This is a genomic window from Hallella sp. (genome assembly GCF_037460745.1).
GTDB classification, from domain to species: Bacteria; Bacteroidota; Bacteroidia; order Bacteroidales; family Bacteroidaceae; genus Prevotella; species Prevotella faecis.
This window is the reverse complement of sequence record NZ_JAXVAE010000151.1, coordinates 1-15,281: the sequence shown is the minus strand read 5'-3', so window position 1 is coordinate 15,281 and position 15,281 is coordinate 1. Positions and strand designations below refer to the sequence as shown.

Annotated in this window: 14 protein-coding genes; 2 read left to right on the top strand and 12 right to left on the bottom strand. The window is 53.4% G+C overall.

Annotation, left to right across the window (positions count from 1 at the left end):
• Positions 1-48: 48 nt before the first annotated feature.
• The 8 genes from lpxD to WKK33_RS10165 all read right to left on the bottom strand — a co-directional run bounded on the left by lpxD (position 49) and on the right by WKK33_RS10165 (position 7,915).
• A complete protein-coding gene (lpxD, locus tag WKK33_RS10200; RefSeq protein WP_337933708.1) occupies positions 49-1,086 on the bottom strand; it encodes a UDP-3-O-(3-hydroxymyristoyl)glucosamine N-acyltransferase in 1,038 nt (345 codons plus the stop codon).
• Between the two features lie 175 nt (positions 1,087-1,261).
• Complete coding sequence (pyrF, locus tag WKK33_RS10195; RefSeq protein WP_215760474.1) at positions 1,262-2,083, bottom strand: orotidine-5'-phosphate decarboxylase; 822 nt, start codon at positions 2,081-2,083, stop codon at positions 1,262-1,264.
• A 10-nt stretch (positions 2,084-2,093) separates the two neighbouring features.
• The gene (gene prfA / locus WKK33_RS10190) at positions 2,094-3,206 is read right to left on the bottom strand and encodes a peptide chain release factor 1 (RefSeq protein WP_287768730.1); all 1,113 of its coding nucleotides are present in this window, start codon (positions 3,204-3,206) and stop codon (positions 2,094-2,096) included.
• 47 nt (positions 3,207-3,253) lie between these two features.
• Positions 3,254-4,417: an AIR synthase-related protein gene (locus tag WKK33_RS10185; protein WP_337933707.1), complete on the bottom strand. Its 1,164-nt coding sequence runs from the start codon at positions 4,415-4,417 to the stop codon at positions 3,254-3,256.
• Positions 4,418-4,441: 24 nt separating this feature from the next.
• The gene (locus tag WKK33_RS10180; RefSeq protein ID WP_215760477.1) at positions 4,442-5,188 is read right to left on the bottom strand and encodes a shikimate dehydrogenase; all 747 of its coding nucleotides are present in this window, start codon (positions 5,186-5,188) and stop codon (positions 4,442-4,444) included.
• Positions 5,189-5,196: 8 nt separating this feature from the next.
• Positions 5,197-5,931 (bottom strand): bifunctional demethylmenaquinone methyltransferase/2-methoxy-6-polyprenyl-1,4-benzoquinol methylase UbiE, encoded by a 735-nt coding sequence (ubiE, locus tag WKK33_RS10175; protein WP_215760478.1) that lies wholly within the window; start codon positions 5,929-5,931, stop codon positions 5,197-5,199.
• Between the two features lie 6 nt (positions 5,932-5,937).
• Positions 5,938-6,888, bottom strand: coding sequence for a phosphoribosylaminoimidazolesuccinocarboxamide synthase (locus WKK33_RS10170; protein WP_337933704.1), 951 nt, complete (start codon positions 6,886-6,888; stop codon positions 5,938-5,940).
• Positions 6,889-6,907: 19 nt separating this feature from the next.
• The gene (locus tag WKK33_RS10165) at positions 6,908-7,915 is read right to left on the bottom strand and encodes a PhoH family protein (protein WP_215760480.1); all 1,008 of its coding nucleotides are present in this window, start codon (positions 7,913-7,915) and stop codon (positions 6,908-6,910) included.
• 155 nt (positions 7,916-8,070) lie between these two features.
• On the opposite strand from WKK33_RS10165, the gene WKK33_RS10160 reads away from it, so the two are divergent.
• On the top strand, positions 8,071-8,922 hold the full coding sequence (locus WKK33_RS10160; RefSeq protein ID WP_337933702.1) for a DUF5715 family protein: 852 nt from the start codon (positions 8,071-8,073) through the stop codon (positions 8,920-8,922).
• 28 nt (positions 8,923-8,950) lie between these two features.
• On the opposite strand, the gene WKK33_RS10155 is transcribed toward WKK33_RS10160, so the two are convergent.
• The 4 genes from WKK33_RS10155 to pyrB form a co-directional block, all read right to left on the bottom strand.
• The gene (locus WKK33_RS10155) at positions 8,951-9,505 is read right to left on the bottom strand and encodes a hypothetical protein (RefSeq protein ID WP_337933700.1); all 555 of its coding nucleotides are present in this window, start codon (positions 9,503-9,505) and stop codon (positions 8,951-8,953) included.
• Positions 9,506-9,774: 269 nt separating this feature from the next.
• Complete coding sequence (gene glyA, locus WKK33_RS10150) at positions 9,775-11,055, bottom strand: serine hydroxymethyltransferase (RefSeq protein WP_215760483.1); 1,281 nt, start codon at positions 11,053-11,055, stop codon at positions 9,775-9,777.
• 65 nt (positions 11,056-11,120) lie between these two features.
• Positions 11,121-11,576: an aspartate carbamoyltransferase regulatory subunit gene (gene pyrI / locus WKK33_RS10145; RefSeq protein ID WP_215760484.1), complete on the bottom strand. Its 456-nt coding sequence runs from the start codon at positions 11,574-11,576 to the stop codon at positions 11,121-11,123.
• 35 nt (positions 11,577-11,611) lie between these two features.
• Positions 11,612-12,562 carry an aspartate carbamoyltransferase gene (gene pyrB, locus WKK33_RS10140; RefSeq protein WP_337468622.1) on the bottom strand — a complete coding sequence of 317 codons (951 nt, stop codon included), beginning with the start codon at positions 12,560-12,562 and terminating at the stop codon, positions 11,612-11,614.
• A gap of 114 nt (positions 12,563-12,676) precedes the next feature.
• On the opposite strand from pyrB, the gene WKK33_RS10135 reads away from it, so the two are divergent.
• Complete coding sequence (locus WKK33_RS10135) at positions 12,677-14,989, top strand: transglycosylase domain-containing protein (protein WP_215760486.1); 2,313 nt, start codon at positions 12,677-12,679, stop codon at positions 14,987-14,989.
• Positions 14,990-15,281: the final 292 nt, after the last annotated feature.

Genomic DNA, 15,281 nt, shown 5'->3' with positions numbered 1-15,281 from the left:
ACTTTATTTGATGAATTTTAATAACTATGCGATTTTATCGCATCAGTACTATTTTTTCTTTAATTGTTCGACTTCTTTCTGCAAAGCCGTCAGTTGCTTGTACATCTCAGGCAAGCGCTGGAAGATGGCTTGACTCTTGAAATAGGGCAGCTTCTGCATGGGAGGCGTACCGATGAGCGTCTGGTTGCTCTCCAATGAGCCGGGCACTCCTGATTGTGCGCCCAAGAACACCTTGTCGCCAATTTGGATATGTCCGGCGATACCCACTTGTCCTCCAAACATACACCACTCTCCAACCTTTGTGGATCCTGCCACGCCAACCTGGGCTGACATGACGGTGTTCTTTCCGATGTCGGTGTTGTGTGCAATTTGCACAAGGTTGTCGAGCTTCACGCCCTTGCGCACGTAGGTTGAGCCCATGGTTGAACGGTCTACGCAAGAATTGGCGCCGATTTCCACATCGTCCTCAATGGTTACGATGCCAATCTGCGGAATCTTATCGTATTGTCCGGTTTCCATGTTAGGTGCAAATCCAAATCCATCTGATCCGATGACGGTTCCTGCATGGATGATTACTCGGTTTCCCAACTTACACCCGTAGTAAATGGTGGTGTTTGGGTATATGATGCATTGCTCGCCCACTTTCACGTTGTCGCCGATAACGGCATGGGGATAGATTTGGCATCCGTCGCCAATCTCCACTCCGTCGCCGATGTATGCGAAAGCTCCCACATACACATCCTTGCCTATTGTGGCCTTGGGAGAGATGAATGCCAATTTGTCTATGCCAGTCTTTTTGGGTTTGGCAGCCTCGTACATCTGTAACAGCTTAGCCACACAGTCGCGTGCGTTTTTCACTCTGATAAGAGTAGGCTTTACGGCTTTTTCAAGGTTGATGCTCTCGTCGATCAGGACAATGCTTGACTGTGTATCGTCGAGGTAATGAGCATACTTGCCGTTAGCCAAAAAAGAAATGGCTCCGGGCACGCCTTCCTCAATCTTCGCAAAAGTGTGAACCTTCGCGTTTTCGTCGCCCTCGATTTTTCCTCCGATGAACTGGGCTATTTGCTTTGCAGAGAATTCCATTTTTAGTTTTGATTGAAATATTTCTGCAAATATAGTAATTAATATTTAAAAAAGAGGAAAAACTCGATTAATATTTGGGTTTTTAATTAGTAAAGGCGCGCAATTGCACAATTGCGCGCCTTATGTGAATTGAAAATACGGGTTGATCTCATCCAAATCCGATGCCCCATGGGGCTTAGATCTTTTCCAGTTCGATGGCCATTTCCTGTTGCAGGGCTTTGGCCTTTTCTGCTGCCGCCTGGGCGAAGTCTTCACCTTGGCTTGCGTAGATGATGCCACGGCTTGAGTTGACGATCAGTCCGCACTCCTTGGTCATTCCGTATTTGCAAACCTCTTGCAAGCTTCCGCCTTGAGCGCCAACACCTGGAACCAGCAGGAAGTGGTCGGGCACAATTTTTCGGATGTCCTCAAACATCTTGCCTTGTGTGGCGCCCACCACATACATCATGTTGTTTTTGTCGCCCCACTCGGTGCTTTTCCTAAGCACCTTCTCGAAGAGGCGCTCGCCATGTGCATCCTCGGTCAGTTGGAAGTCGGCCGATCCTGCGTTTGACGTGAGTGCAAGCAAGATGACCCATTTTCCCTGGTAAGCCAAGAACGGCTTGACGCTGTCCTCGCCCATATAGGGGGCGATGGTCAGCGAGTGGACACCGAAATCCTCGAAAAAGCTCTTGGCGTACATGTTCGATGTGTTGCCAATGTCACCACGCTTGGCGTCGGCGATGATGAAGTGGTTGGGGTAGTTTTCCTTGAGATAATTGATGGTCTTCTCGAAGGTGGCTATGCCCTTGAGCCCCATGCTCTCGTAGAATGCGAGGTTGGGCTTGTAAGCCATACAGTAGGGGGCCGTCGCATCGATGATTTGCTTGTTGAACTCGAATGCGGGGTCTTCCTCTTTCAGCAGGAACTGTGGGATCTTGCGAAGGTCTGTGTCGAGTCCCACGCATAAGAAAGTCTTCTTGCTGAAGATCTGCTCTATGATTTGTTGTCTGTTCATGGTATTGGGTCTATAATTCGTTTTCTTTCAGTTTCTCGGCGTTCTCCACAACGATCAAGGCGTCGATCATGTCTTGGATGTCGCCCGCCAAGAATCCTTGCAGGTCGTGTGTGGTGTATCCGATTCTGTGGTCGGTTACACGGCCCTGTGGGAAGTTGTAGGTTCTGATCTTGGCGCTTCGGTCGCCCGTCGACACCAATGAGCGGCGTCGGCTTGAGATGTCGTCCATGTACTTCTTATGCTCATGGTCGTAGATGTATGTGTACAGACGGCTTAGGGCTCGTTCCTTGTTCTTGGGCTGGTCGCGCGTTTCGGTACATTCGATGAGGATTTCCTCCACTTCGCCCGTCTCAGGATTCTTCCAGGGATAGCGCAAGCGGACGCCCGAGCTAACCTTGTTGACGTTCTGTCCACCGGCTCCGCTGGAACGGAATGTGTCCCACTTGATGTCGCCCTCGTTGATGTGCACCTCAAACTTCTCCGCCTCGGGCAATACGGCTACCGTGGCCGCGCTGGTATGCATGCGTCCTTGGGTCTCCGTGGCCGGCACTCGTTGCACACGGTGCACGCCCGACTCATACTTGAGGATGCCATAAACGTTGTCGCCAGTTACGGCGAAGTCGATCTCCTTGTATCCGCCAACAGCGCCTTCGTTGGCATCTGTTACGCTCACTGTCCATCCCTTCTTCTCGCAATAGCGCTTATACATATTAAAGAGGTCGCCTGCGAAGAGGGCAGCTTCGTCGCCGCCTGTTCCCGCGCGAATTTCCATCTGCACATTCTTGGCGTCCTCGGGATCCTTGGGCACCAAGTCGAGTTTGATTTCCTCTTCCAGTTTGGGTTGCAGGCTCTCGTTCTCTTGCAGTTCCTCTCGAGCCATAGCCTTCATGTCGGGATCGCTTTCGTTGGCCAATATGTCCTTAGCTTCCTTGATTGCGTTCAGGCATGCTATGTAACGCCCTCTGGCGTCCATGATGTCGTCGAGGTCTTTGTATTCCTTTGTCAGCTTGACGTATCGTTGCTGGTCGGCAATGACCGCCGGGTCGGTAATCAGCGTGCTTACCTCCTCGTATCGACTTACCAAGCCTTCAAGTTTTTCCAGTATCTTGTTGTTGTCTGCCATGTTTCAGTTTGGTCGGATAAAACGAATGGGTGGTTTTCCTTTTTTAATTAATAATTGAACTCGCCATATTCGCTCTTGATGGTCAATGAGCGTGTGCCTTCCTCGATGCGTCCCACCACCTGTGCGTCGACGCCAAAGCTCTTGCTGATGGCTATCACCTGGTCGGCAAACTCCGGCTTGACGTAGATTTCCATTCTGTGGCCCATGTTGAACACCTGGTACATCTCTTTCCAATCGGTTCCGCTGCAGTCGTGGATGATTTGGAAGAGTGGGGGGACGGGGAACATGTTGTCCTTGACGACCTTGCAGTTCTCGCCCACGAAATGCAGCACCTTTGTCTGTGCGCCGCCTGTGCAATGCACCATTCCGTGGATCTCAGGATGCAACTCGTCCAATATCTTTCTGATGATCGGTGCGTAGGTGCGTGTGGGTGAGAGCACCAGCTGTCCGGCATCCACCGTCAATCCCTCGATTTTCTCGGTCAACTTATACTTTCCGCTATACACGAGCTCGTTGGGGACGGCTTGGTCGTAGCTCTCCGGGAATTTCTCCGCCAAGTATTTGGCGAACACGTCATGGCGTGCGCTGGTCAGTCCGTTGCTTCCCATACCTCCGTTGTATCTGTGCTCGTAGGTGGCCTGTCCTGTTGAGCTCAGGCCCACGATGACGTCTCCGGGTTTGATGTTGGCGTTGTCGATGACATCGCTACGCTTCATGCGGCATGTTACGGTAGAGTCGACGATGATGGTTCTCACCAGGTCGCCCACGTCGGCCGTCTCGCCTCCCGTGGGCCATATACCCACTCCCAGTTGGCGCATTTCCTCAAGGAAGCTATCTGTTCCATTGATGATTTCGCTGATGACCTCTCCGGGTACGAGCATCTTGTTTCTACCGATGGTGCTCGACAGGAGGATGTTGTCGACGGCTCCCACACAGAGCAGGTCGTCGGTGTTCATCACGATGGCGTCTTGTGCGATGCCTTTCCATACGCTCAGGTCACCGGTTTCTTTCCAATACATATAAGCGAGCGACGACTTGGTGCCAGCCCCGTCTGCGTGCATGATGTTGCAGTAGTCGGGGTCGCCGCCCAGAATATCGGGTATGATTTTGCAGAAGGCCTGTGGAAAGAGGCCCTTGTCTATGTTTTTGATGGCGTTGTGCACGTCTTCCTTAGCGGCGCTGACGCCACGCATCATGTATCGGTTGTTCATGGTTGATGGATGTGTTAATGGTGATTATTCTTTGCTGTTCCAAAACTCCCAACTGGCGAAGGCTTGGAGCAACAGCATCTCCAGTCCGTTCTTGACGATGGCTCCGTGAGCCTTTCCCCTTTTCATGAATAAGGTTTCGTCGGGGTTGTATATGAGGTCGTAGAGCAACGTATGCCCGTCCATGGCCTCATAGGGGAGGTTGGGACATTCGTCGGCGTGCGGGTACATGCCGATGGGCGTGCAGTTTACGATCACATTGTATTCCTTAATGGTTTCTGGCGTGATTTTGCTGTATTGTGTTGTTCCTGGCTTTTCGGTTCGGCTCACCTTCAAGGTTTCCAGTCCGAGCTTTCTCAGGCCATACTCAATGGCTTTCGACGCTCCGCCTGTTCCCAGCACGAGCGCCTTCTTGTGGAATCGCTCAAGCAGCGGCTCGATGCTTTGCGTGAATCCGATGACGTCGCTGTTGAATCCTTTTAGGATGGTTTTGCTTCCCTTGTGCGTCACCCTGATGACGTTTACCGCCCCTATCTCCCTTGCGTCTTTGCTTAGCGCATCGAGAAACCCTATCACCTTTTCTTTATAGGGAATGGTGACGTTAAGCCCTCGCAGGTTGGGGTTTGAGTCAAGGATTTCAGGCAATCCGTCGATCGACGGAATCTCAAAATTCTCGTAGGTGGCGTTGATGCCCTCGTTTTCAAACTTCTCGTTGAAGTATCCGATGGAGAACGAGTGGCCCAAGGGGTAGCCGATTAAACCGTATTTGTCCATAGTCAGAATTATTTTTGAGCATAATACATGGTGCAGATGCCAAAGGTCAATCTTCGGAACGAAGCTTGTGAGAAGCCTGCCTTCTTGAGTATTCCCACCATTTGTTCTCCTTGTGGGAATGCCTCAATGGATGCAGTGAGGTATTGGTATGCTCCCTTGTCTTTCGAGATCAGTTTTCCGTAGACGGGGAGGATGGTGTGCGAATATATCTTGAAGAGCTGCTTCATGGGGAACGACACGGGTGTGGTGAGCTCCACCAGGCTCAGCTGCCCTCCGGGCTTCATCACTCGGCAAATCTCCGCCAATCCCTTGTCGAGGTCTTGGAAGTTGCGTATGCCGAAGGCCGATGTGGCGGCGTCGAACGTGTTGTCGGGGAACGACATGGCCAAGCAGTCTTCCTTCCTCATTTCGACCTTTCCCTCCAGATGTGCGTGCTTCACCTTCTCCCTTGCCACTTTCAGCATACCCTCGGATATGTCGATGCCGACGATCTTTTCGGGGCAGAGCGCTTGGGCTGCCAAGATGGCGAAGTCGCCCGTTCCGGTGGCTATGTCGAGTATGCGCTTGGGTTTTCCGGGCGCCAACTGTCTGATGGCGCTTCTTCTCCATCCCTTGTCGATGTTCCACGATAGGCGGTGGTTGAGCGTGTCGTAGGTGGGGGCGATGTTGTCGAACATCTCCTCCACCAATTTTTCCTTAGCGCCCTGCTTTCCGTAGGGCTTTATCTCTTCTTGCTTGTACATTCGTGCTTATTGTCTCGAAGCCAGGTATTCGCTGACGTTCTTCTCGATGCGTGCGGCGATGTCGCCCTCCTCGGCAGCTTGGTCAAACTTCTCGCCCGTGATATGCTCGTAGAGCTCCACGTATCTGTCTGACACCTGCTGGGCGTACTCGTCGGTGATCTCTGGCATTTTCTCTCCGGGCTGGTTCATGAAGCCACGCTCGATAAGCCATTGGCGCACAAACTCCTTCGACAGCTGGCGCTGGGGCAGCCCCTTCTCCAGTTTCTCCTCGTAGCCGTCTGCGTAGAAGTAGCGGCTTGAGTCGGGCGTGTGGATCTCGTCGATGAGGTAGATCTGTCCGTTGCGTTTTCCAAACTCGTACTTGGTGTCAACGAGGATGAGTCCGCGCTTGGCGGCGATCTCCTGACCGCGTGCGAAGAGCTTGCGTGTCCAGTCCTCAATGACGGCATAGTCCTCTGCCGACACGATGCCCTGCTTGATGATCTCCTCGCGTGAGATGTTCATGTCGTGGCCCTCGTCGGCCTTGGTTGTGGGAGTGATGATGGGCTCTGGGAAGCGCTCGTTCTCGCGCATTCCGTCGGGCAGCTTCACGCCGCAGAGCTCGCGGCATCCGTCCTTATAGGCTCTCCATGCCGAGCCGGTGAGGATGGAGCGAATGATCATCTCCACGCGGAATCCCTCGCACTTGAGGCCCACGGTCACCATGGGGTCGGGTGTGGCCAGCTTCCAGTTGGGGCAGATGTCGCTTGTTGAGTCGAGGAACTTTGCGGCAATCTGGTTGAGCACTTGTCCCTTGAAGGGGATGCCCTTTGGCAACACAACGTCGAATGCGGAGATGCGGTCGGTGGCCACCATCACGATGAGGTCGTCGTTGATGTCGTAAACGTCGCGCACTTTTCCGTGGTAAACACTCTTCTGTCCATCAAAATGGAAATCGGTACTAGTTAATGCCTTCATGATAAATTATTTATAATCTTTAAATCCTTGTGTCTGCGTTTGTTTCCTGCGTGCTTCTGTGGTGCGAGCCGCTGGTGGCCTTGCTGTCGGCCTGCTTGTCGTAGTCGGCGTAGGCGTCTACGATGCGTGTCACCAACTTGTGGCGCACAATGTCCTTTTGCGTTAGGTTGACCACCGATATACCCTCTATGTCCGAGAGAATTTCGAGCGCCTCTTTTAGTCCGCTCTTCTGTCCTCTAGGCAGGTCGATCTGTGTCATGTCGCCTGTGATGATCATCTTCGTGTTCCATCCCATGCGCGTGAGGAACATCCTGATTTGTGCGGGCGTGGTGTTCTGTGCCTCGTCGAGGATGACAATGGCGTCGCTGAGCGTTCGTCCGCGCATGAAAGCGAGGGGTGCGATCTGTATGACGTGCTTGTCCATCATGTCTTGCAGCCGGCTTGCCGGCAGCATGTCCTCCAGGGCGTCGTAGAGCGGTTGGAGGTAGGGGTCTATCTTGTCCTTCATGTCGCCGGGCAGGAATCCCAGTTTCTCGCCGGCCTCTACTGCGGGTCGGCTCAGTATGATTTTCTTCACCGCTTTCTCCTTCAGGGCCTTTACGGCGAGGGCAATGCTCAGGTAGGTCTTTCCCGATCCGGCCGGTCCCACGGCGAATGTCATGTCGTTCTTGTTGAACGCGTCGATGAGTCGCTGCTGGTTCTCCGACCGGCTTTTGATGGGCCTTCCGCTTACGCTATAAACCAGTACGCCCTTGACGCTATCGGCCTTTGTGGGTTGTCCTTTTATGATGTCGAGGATATCTTCGTCGTTGATGGTGTTGTATTTCACCACGTGTCGGCGCATGGCTTCGAGATCCATCTCCACCTTGGCCATCTCGTCCTCGTCGCCCAGCACGCGAATCACGTTGTCGCGAGCTACGATGCGCAATTTGGGGTAGAGCGACTTAACCATTTGGAGGTGACCATTGTTGACGCCGTAAAACACAACGGGGTCGATGTCCTCAAGTACTATATGTTTCTCTGTCAATACCTTAGTTCTTTTTGTTGTGTATAATATGTTGCAAAATTACGATAAATATGTGAGATATCATTCTAAAAATATAAAAATTAAGTGTTCGGAACGAATATTTTATAAGCCTTTGTTTTGCCATTTTTCCTATTTGTGCTAATTTTGCAGGTGAAATGAAAATTAGCAAATCAAGATACATCCTTTCTTTTTTGGGCGCCACCTGTGTGTTGGCGTTGGTGCGTTGTGCTTTTCCGTCGGTGGCTAACGATTTGTCGCACGATGCGCCGAGCCCATCGGTTGCCGATTCGTGCGAAGCTCAAGTGGCAGACGGAAAAGTGGCGAATGGCGTTTCGTCCGATAGCATTCAATCGGTTGATGTGCAATGTGTTGATGATTATTGTTTGAGCGATTCTGCAAAGCTTCGCTCGCGCTTCTTCAGGGCCGACGGAACGCTTGCCAAGAACCGCATTTTTAGTGTGCCGGGGTTCCAGGTGTCGTTTCCCGACCAGAACGATGTGCAGCTTGAGGCCGCCCAGAAGCATGGTGTGAAACCGGTGGTCGACCGCGAGGACGCCGAGAACCGCAAGTCGGAACTGGTCTTTGTAGGCGGCAACATGTATTTCTATGTGGATCGGTTGCGCAATAGCATTCCTTATTTGGTGCCGCGTGCGTCGGTGTTGTTGCAAGACATCGGCCAGGCTTTCTTCGACAGTTTGCAGATGAAAGGTGTTCCGTTGCATAAGCTGATTGTTACCAGCGTGCTTCGTTCGAAGGCCGATGTGGAGACGCTCCGGGGTCGCAATGGCAATGCCACGCAAAACAGTTGCCACCTGTATGGCACCACGTTTGATGTGTGCTACAACCGTTACAAGACGGTTGAGGCTCCTGGTGAGCAGCGCCGTGCGGTTCGCAACGACACGTTGAAATGGGTGTTGTCGGAGGTGTTGCGCGATATGCGCGAGAAGGGTCGTTGCTACGTTAAGTATGAGGTGAAGCAAGGCTGCTTCCATATCACGGTCCGGTGACGCCGTGGGGATAGGGGCTTTTCCGCCCTTATCTCATCTTATACTCCTCGCTCTTTCCCAACGGCGTACCCTCGTTGTCGAATTGGTGGTCGCGTATCATCCAATGTTGTTGGCTTTGTGCTGCCGATGGGTTGATGCATCTCGAGGCACGCTTGATGGTGATCCTGTTGTGTTTATGGGAGATGGAGAATCCCTCGCCTATAAACTTCGTTTTCCTTGTTTTCGAATCATACATCCACAGCTCCTGTCCGTTTTCGAGATAGGAGGGTACCAGCCCCTTTTTGTCGATGGCAATGAAGAATGTGTTTTTGTCATCGCTCATCCAAGTGGCAATGATGGAAGCGTAGGGGCGTGAGGAAAACGTCACCTCCTCGCGTCGGTTGGTCCTCACGTCGTAGCGCAGGAGCCTGTCGCGCAAGGTGTAGTAGAGGCAATGGCGTCGGTTGTCGGTGTATTTTGCAACGATCTGTGCCTGTCCTGGCAACCTCTTGGCCACGGCTTTTACGCGGTTGGCGATGGGTGTCTGCGCCATGGTTCCCATGGAACAGAGTAGGGCGATGAAGAAAGGGTACAGTCTTTTCAAAACACAAATGGGTGAGAAGGTTGGGTTCTTGCTATATTTCCCCTCATCAAACACGTTTCTGCGTAGGATGCTCATGCCCGAATGGGGCTTGAAAATCCTAATCTTGGATTTGCCTTGAACGCCAATGTCGGATTTCTGCTTGAATCCCAATGTTGGATTCCTGCTTGAATCTTGGGGTTGGATTTTGGGGTTAAATAAAACCCTGCTGGGGTTGTAGAATCTTCCCCAGCAGGTGTTGTCTTGTTCAGGCGTATGCGTCTTTGCTTGGATTAGTAGGCAAACAACGGATAGTCCTTCATGGTCTCGTTCACTTTCTCTCTTACGCGCTTGATGACCTGTTCGTTCTCGGGGTCGGCCAGCACCTCGTCGATGAGGCTTGCTACGAGATGCATGAGGTCTTCCTTGGCGCCACGTGTTGTCATGGCTGCTGTGCCGAGGCGGATGCCAGAGGTCTGGAATGCGCTACGCTCGTCGTAAGGAACCTTGTTCTTGTTCACGGTGATGTCGGCTGCCACGAGGGCGTTCTCGGCCACCTTGCCCGTGAGCTCGGGATACTTGGGGCGCAGGTCGAGCAGCATGGAGTGGTTGTCGGTACCACCGCTCACAATGTCGTAACCTCTGTCGATGAGGTCTTGTGCCAATACGGCGGCGTTCTTCTTCACCTGGGTGGCGTAGTCGACCCACGACGGCTGCAGGTTCTCGCCGAAAGCCACGGCCTTGGCGGCGATGACGTGCTCCAACGGTCCACCCTGGTTTCCGGGGAATACGGCGCTGTTGAGCAGCATGCTCATAGGCTTGACCACGCCCTTCTTGGTGGTCAGGCCCCATGGGTTGTCGAAGTCCTTACCCATCAGGATGACGCCACCGCGCGGACCGCGCAGCGTCTTGTGGGTGGTGGTGGTTACGATGTGTGCATATTTCACGGGGTTCTTGAGCAATCCGGCGGCGATGAGACCTGCGGGGTGAGCCATGTCGACCATGAAGATGGCTCCCACCTCGTCGGCGATCTTGCGCATGCGCTCGTAGTCCCACTCGCGGCTGTAGGCCGATCCGCCACCGATGATGAGCTTAGGCTTGTTCTCCAGGGCGAGGCGTTCCATCTCGTCGTAGTCCACGCGGCCCGTCTCGCGGTTCAGCGTGTAGCCCACCTGATGATAGAGTATACCTGATGTGTTGACGCTACTTCCGTGTGAGAGGTGGCCGCCCTGGTCGAGGTCGAGACCCATGAAGGTGTCGCCTGGCTTCAAAACGGCGAGCAGCACGGCCTGGTTGGCCTGTGCGCCAGAGTGGGGCTGCACGTTGGCATACTCGGCGTCGAACACCTTCTTGATGCGTTCGATGGCGAGTGTCTCCACTTGGTCTACGATCTGGCATCCGCCATAGTAGCGCTTTCCAGGATAACCCTCGGCGTACTTGTTTGTGAGGTAGCTGCCCATGGCAGCCATCACCTGGTCGCTCACGAAGTTTTCTGACGCAATTAATTCCATGCCTCTAAGCTGGCGCTGGTGCTCTTGCTCAATGAGGCTGAAAATTTCTGTGTCTCTTTCCATTGGTAATGATTTTGGGGTTAATAATGAGTTTTAATGATTGCTATTCTGTTTGTTCACACGAGGGTTCACACCAGTTCCACCTTGTTCATGTCCTGCTCCTTGTCGCAATAGTGGCATTTGAGTATGCCCTTGCTTTTGTCGACGATGGTGAAGAAGGTCGACATGGGCTCATTGTTTGTGATGCACTTGGGGTTGTTGCATTTCACAATTCCGTGTAGCTCGTCGGGGGTGTCGATGGTTCGCTTGTCCACCACCTCGTAGTTTTTGATGACGTTGAGCACGATCTTTGGCGCGATGACCGATAGCTGGTTGATTTCCTCGTCGGTGAAATATTTGTTGGCGATTTTGATGATTCCTTTCTTTCCGATCTTCTTCGACGGCAGGTTGTATCCGATGGTTATTTGCGCGTCGAGGTGGTCGAGGTCGAGCAAGCGTGCCACTTGGTAGGTTTTCTCGGCGGGTATGTGGTCGATGACGGTTCCGTTCTCGATGGCCGCCACCTGCAATTCTTTCTTTCCCATGATGTTTTCGTTTTTTACGTTGGTGCTCATTGTTTTCACTCGCCGATGATGGTCGTGTCGTTCTTCACGTCGTCCAGGCTGATTCCCAGGCAGTAGCAGAAGAGCGCTTCGCGTGCGAACAGTCCGTTCTTGGCTTGCTGGATGTAGTAGGCGTGGGGGTTGTCGTCCACGTCGTAGGCTATCTCGTTCACGCGTGGCAGCGGGTGCAATATCTTCATATTGGGCTTTGCGTTGGCCAGCATGTTGTTGCGCAGGATATACACGTTCTTCACTCGCTCATATTCCATGAGGTCGGAGAAGCGCTCTTTCTGCACACGTGTCATGTACAGGATGTCGGCGTTGGCAATCACTTCCTCGTCGAAGGCTGTGTGCTCGTGGTATTCTATGCCGTGCTTGTCGCAATAGAGCTTATACTCGTCGGGCATGGCGAGCTCCTCGGGCGCTATGAAATGGAAGGTGGGGTGGAAGTGTCGCATGGCCATGATGAGCGAGTGTACGGTTCGTCCGTACTTGAGGTCGCCCACGAGGTAGATGTTCAGGTTTTCCAATGTGCCCTGCGTCTTGTAGATCGAGTAGAGGTCGAGCATGCATTGCGATGGGTGCATGTGTGCTCCGTCGCCTGCGTTGATGATGGGCACGGGTGCCACCTCGCTGGCGTATTGTGCCGCACCCTCGATGAAGTGACGCATCACGATCACGTCGGCGTAGTTGCTCACCATGAGGATGGTGTCTTTCAGGGTCTCTCCCTTGGTGGTGCTTGATGTCTTGGCGTCGGCGAAGCCTATGACTCTTGCGCCAAGGCGATTGGCTGCTGTTTGGAAACTGAGTTGTGTTCGAGTGGATGGCTCGAAGAAGAGTGTGGCCACAACCTTGCCCTTCAGAATTTCTCTGTTAGGGTGCTTTTCAAATTCTTGCGCCATTCCAAGCAAATACTCTATTTTCTCCTTGGAGAGGTCAGCAATGGTCACAAAGTCATGTTTTTCCATTTTGTCTTAATTGATGGTTGCGTTTTCGACTGCTAAGTTAATTATATTTTTTCATTTGTGCATGAGTTTTTGAAGAAAAATTGTATTTTTGCAAAAATAATGTGATTTTCCAAGATGAGAAAGAAGTTCATTCATATATTATGGTTAGTGCTGGGGCTGTTGGTGGGCACCACCACCTTGTTGTTTTTCCTCATTTGGTTTGGGGTGGTGGGCTATTCGCCCGACATTGAGAACCTGCAGAACCCCATCAGCAAGTCGGCCTCGCTGGTCTATTCGGAGGACGGCAAGGTGCTGGGCACCTACAATGCCGACAAGGCCAACCGCATACCGGTGTCGTTCTCCAAGTTGTCGCCCCACCTCGTCCACGCCCTTGTGGCCACCGAGGATGTGAGGTTCTATGAACATTCGGGCATCGATTTCATCGCCCTGGGCCGTGCCATCGTGAAGCGTGGCCTGCTGGGCCATGAGAGCGCGGGTGGTGGCAGCACCATCACGCAGCAGTTGGCCAAGCAGTTGTATTCGGCTCCGGCCAGCTCGAGCGTCGAGCGCATGTTGCAGAAGCCCATAGAGTGGGTGACGGCCATCAAGCTGGAGCGCAATTTCACCAAGGAGGAGATCATTGCGCTATACCTCAACTATTTTGATTTCCTTCATGGCGCCGTGGGCATCAAGACGGCCGCCAACACCTATTTTAATAAGGAGCCCAAGGACCTCACGGTCAACGAGGCGGCCTTGCTCATCGGCCTCTGCAAGAACCCGTCGCTCTTCAATCCCGTGCGCTATCCCGAGCGCTGCAAGGAGCGCCGCAATGTGGTGCTGGCGCAGATGGTGAAGGCTGGCTACCTGTCGCAGGCCGAGGGGCGCGAGTATGGCGCGCAGCCCATCGAGCTCCATTTCCACAGGGCCGACCACAAGGATGGTGTGGCGGTGTATTTCCGCGAGTACCTCAGACAGTATATGATGATGGAGCGGCCCGAGCGGAAGAACTATCCCTCGTGGAACTACAGGCAGTTTGTGATCGACTCAATAGCCTTTGCCACAGACCCTTTGTGCGGTTGGTGCAAGAAAAACACGAAGAAGGATGGCACGTTCTACAACATCTATACCGATGGATTGAAGATCCACACCACCATCGACTACAAGATGCAGCAGTATGCCGAGGAGTCGGTCTATGGCCATGTGGCCCGCTACCTCCAACCTATATTTAATAAGGAGAACAAGGCAAAGCCCAACGCGCCATTTACCGAGGACCTCACGCCCGCCCAGGTGAAGCAGATCATGAACCGTGCCGTGAGGCAGAGCGAGCGCTACCGGGTGATGCAGGAGAGCGGCTGCTCGGCCGAGGAGATTGAACGGTCGTTCCGCACGCCTGTCGACATGACGGTGTTTACCTATCATGGCGACATCGACACGGTGATGACACCGCTCGATTCCATACGCTACTACAAGTCGTTCCTCAGGGCCGGCTTCCTCAGCATGGACGCCCACAACGGGCATGTGAAGGCGTATGTTGGCGGCATCGACTTTGAGCATTTCCAGTACGACATGGTTATGGGTGGTCGCCGACAGGTGGGATCGACCATCAAGCCCTTCCTCTATTCGCTCGCCATGGAGAACGGCGCGTCGCCATGCGACAGGGCGCCCAACGTGCAGCAGACCTATATGGTGGGCGGAAAGCCGTGGACCCCACGCAACGCCAACCGCAGGCGGTATGGCCAGATGGTGACGCTGAAATGGGGATTGGCGCAATCCAACAACTGGATATCGGCCTATCTCATGAGCCGCCTGAACCCCCGGCAGTTTGTCAACATCCTGCATAAGTTTGGCATCAACAACCCCGACATCTATCCTTCCATGTCGCTCTGCCTTGGTCCCTGCGAGGTGTCGGTGGGCGAGATGGTGAGCGCCTACACCACGTTTGCCAACAATGGCATCCGCATCGCCCCGATGTTTGTTACGAAGATCGAGGACAATGAGGGCAATGTGGTGGCCGAGTTCCAGCCTCGCATGAACGAGGTGATCAGTTCTGCGAGCGCCTACAAGATGCTGGTGGAGCTGATGGCCGTTGTCGACGAGGGAACGGCGGGTCGATTGCGGTTCCGCTACCACATCCCAGGAGAGATTGGCGGCAAGACGGGTACTACCAACCGCAACTCCGACGCGTGGTTCATGGGCTTCACGCCCCAGCTGGTGAGTGGCGTGTGGGTTGGCGGAGAGGACCGCGACATCCACTTCGACAACATGCGCATGGGGCAGGGCGCCACGATGGCGTTGCCCATCTGGGCTTATTTCATGAAGAAGGTCTACCGTGACCAAAGCCTGCCCTACGATTCCACGGCCGTGTTTGATGTGCCCGAGGACTTCAATCCTTGTGGGCACGAGGATATGACCACCGAGCCCAACGAGATCGACGAGGTCTATGAATAACGGGGGGGCGACTCTCAATGCCAAGTGCCGGATGCCCGAACGATTCTCAATGCCGGGTGCCCGAATGGCCATTCGGCTGTTCAACATGAGGACGACCTTAAGGCCGAAAAATGGAAACGTGGAAACGCGGAACGCCCTGCGGTGTAATGCGACGTGTGGCTTGCGCCCCCTTCAGGGCGTATGTAAAACCAATGGCCACCCAGGGCGATGCCCCGGGCTATGAGCTTATGCCCCTTCGGGTAGGGTGTTCAAAATCGCTTTAAAATCCTGCGCATTTTTTACCTATAGTATT

Excerpts from the sequence above, each read along its gene's own strand:
- lpxD (WP_337933708.1), bottom strand. The coding sequence starts at position 1,086 with ATGGAATTCTCTGCAAAGCAAATAGCCCAGTTCATCGGAGGAAAAATC.
- pyrF (WP_215760474.1), bottom strand. The coding sequence starts at position 2,083 with ATGAACAGACAACAAATCATAGAGCAGATCTTCAGCAAGAAGACTTTC.
- prfA (WP_287768730.1), bottom strand. The coding sequence starts at position 3,206 with ATGGCAGACAACAACAAGATACTGGAAAAACTTGAAGGCTTGGTAAGT.
- WKK33_RS10185 (WP_337933707.1), bottom strand. The coding sequence starts at position 4,417 with ATGAACAACCGATACATGATGCGTGGCGTCAGCGCCGCTAAGGAAGAC.
- WKK33_RS10180 (WP_215760477.1), bottom strand. The coding sequence starts at position 5,188 with ATGGACAAATACGGTTTAATCGGCTACCCCTTGGGCCACTCGTTCTCC.
- ubiE (WP_215760478.1), bottom strand. The coding sequence starts at position 5,931 with ATGTACAAGCAAGAAGAGATAAAGCCCTACGGAAAGCAGGGCGCTAAG.
- WKK33_RS10170 (WP_337933704.1), bottom strand. The coding sequence starts at position 6,888 with ATGAAGGCATTAACTAGTACCGATTTCCATTTTGATGGACAGAAGAGT.
- WKK33_RS10160 (WP_337933702.1), top strand. The coding sequence starts at position 8,071 with ATGAAAATTAGCAAATCAAGATACATCCTTTCTTTTTTGGGCGCCACC.
- glyA (WP_215760483.1), bottom strand. The coding sequence starts at position 11,055 with ATGGAAAGAGACACAGAAATTTTCAGCCTCATTGAGCAAGAGCACCAG.
- pyrI (WP_215760484.1), bottom strand. The coding sequence starts at position 11,576 with ATGGGAAAGAAAGAATTGCAGGTGGCGGCCATCGAGAACGGAACCGTC.
- pyrB (WP_337468622.1), bottom strand. The coding sequence starts at position 12,562 with ATGGAAAAACATGACTTTGTGACCATTGCTGACCTCTCCAAGGAGAAA.
- WKK33_RS10135 (WP_215760486.1), top strand. The coding sequence starts at position 12,677 with ATGAGAAAGAAGTTCATTCATATATTATGGTTAGTGCTGGGGCTGTTG.